A 1,748-nucleotide genomic window follows, 5' to 3' on the forward strand; every position below is an offset into this window, starting at 1 on the left:
AATTATGCAAGTACACTGGCCTTGGCTTGCTGCCTTATATGGCTGCCAATGTGGGTTGGCTAAATTATGAACAGCAAAGATCAACAGGCCCTAGTAGTTCGAGAAATTTTACATCGTATTGATATACTAATGTCATGAAGTAGGCTGATTTTGTGGTTATACGATGAAAACGATAGGTAAGTTGGCTAAAGAACTTGATTTAGGCGTAGAAACTATACGGTTTTATGAGCGAGAAGGCCTAATAAAGCAGCCCCAAAAACCTCAAAATGGTTATCGGGTGTATGACGACTCAATCACCAAGCAATTACAATTCATTTGTAAGGCTAAAGCACTTGGCTTTACTCTAAAGGAAGTAGCGTCTTTGATGTCAATGGATGGCGATTGTGCCAAAGTTGAATCTCTAGGTTTGCAGAAACTGAGCTTAATTCAAAGTAAGATAGCTGACCTTCAACGCTTAGAAGTCGTCATAAAAGAAATGACTAATTCATGCCGCAACAATAACGACCAATCTCACTGCCCAATAATCGATTCGCTAAAATAGCATTGACTCCGTACCTATCTACGGAGTTTACACTCAAGTCATTCAAATAATGTTAGACGTTAAAAATGATTAATAAGATTTTAGATAAAGTTGGCTCAGGTGGTGTTTGGCTTGCAGCCCTCAGTTGTACGGGGTGTTTCCCTGCTCTCGGTTCATTAGCATCAGCATTGGGATTAGGCTTTCTCTCTCACTTTGAGGGGATTGCTGTAAATACCTTGTTACCTATATTTGCAACTTTGGCGTTGTTGGTAAATTTGTATAACTGGTATAAAAACCAAAATCATACGAGAGGTACTCTTGGAGTTATTGGGCCTATAGCTGTTTTGTTAACCCTCTATCCACTATGGCAATATGACTGGAGCACTTATTTGTTCTATGTGGGTATTTGTTTGATGATTGTAATGTCCGTATTGGACATTGTTAAACCTTTGAAGGAGCAAACATGCGAGGTATAGAGTTAAATTCTACCATTACTTGCCCTGAGTGCGGTTTCAGTAAAACCGAAGAAATGTCAACCAACGCTTGCCAGTGGTATTATGAATGTGAATCTTGCAAAGTTCTCCTAAAGCCTTTGAAGGGCGATTGTTGTGTATACTGCTCTTATGGAACAGTGAAATGCCCACCAATTCAAGAAGGCCAAAGTTGTTGTAAGAGCTAAGTGAATGTCTCTTAATGGCACACAGCGGAAGTATCCATTGCATTACCAAATGCGTTAAATAGCTCATACTAGTACCATCTTGGCACCAACTTGAAATCACTGTATGTGCGGCAGACTTAACGTAATTGACGATCCCGGCGTAAGAGAACTGTGTGAAGGACTGCAGATCCAGCTGTTCCCTGAGAGCCAAATATTTAGCAGGTTTATTCGGGCTACGAATCAGGTCAGTATTGGCAGGCAGAAAGATGGCGTCCGTAGAATGGATAACGCTACTTGGTGGCTGTTACTTGAACCATCTACTACCGGCTTTAAGCCTTCCAAGTACACCTCTTTCAACACCCGCTATGACAAACTAAATGTGAAGGGCTCTGCTGGTTACCAGGCATACCGTCATAGCAGATGCGTTATTCCAGCTAAGGGCTTTGGCGAAACGGAGTACGTGAACAACAAGCCACTGCATTACCACGATATGGTTGCCAAAGATGGCGCTATATTACTTGGTGGCCTTTGTAGGGAATGGATTAACAAAGATACCGGCGAAACTGCACT

The 1,748-nt window shown here is 41.7% G+C and carries 4 protein-coding genes; all 4 read left to right on the plus strand.

Annotated elements, in window-relative coordinates; translation table 11 throughout:
• Window positions 1-163 precede the first annotated feature (163 nt).
• A complete protein-coding gene (locus H141_RS0119515; RefSeq protein WP_019677949.1) occupies window positions 164-541 on the plus strand; it encodes a MerR family transcriptional regulator in 378 nt (125 codons plus the stop codon).
• A 65-nt stretch (window positions 542-606) separates the two neighbouring features.
• On the plus strand, window positions 607-996 hold the full coding sequence (gene merC / locus H141_RS21350) for an organomercurial transporter MerC (protein WP_034823179.1): 390 nt from the start codon (window positions 607-609) through the stop codon (window positions 994-996).
• Window positions 984-1,199: a GDCCVxC domain-containing (seleno)protein gene (locus tag H141_RS21975; RefSeq protein ID WP_072243337.1), complete on the plus strand. Its 216-nt coding sequence runs from the start codon at window positions 984-986 to the stop codon at window positions 1,197-1,199. Before merC ends, H141_RS21975 begins: the two co-directional genes overlap by 13 nt.
• 103 nt (window positions 1,200-1,302) lie before the next feature.
• Window positions 1,303-1,748: SOS response-associated peptidase family protein (locus tag H141_RS0119520; protein WP_019677950.1), on the plus strand; the 446-nt coding region annotated here is incomplete at its 3' end.

This window comes from Arsukibacterium perlucidum DSM 18276, assembly GCF_000382165.1.
Taxonomy (GTDB): domain Bacteria; phylum Pseudomonadota; class Gammaproteobacteria; order Enterobacterales; family Alteromonadaceae; genus Alishewanella; species Alishewanella perlucidum.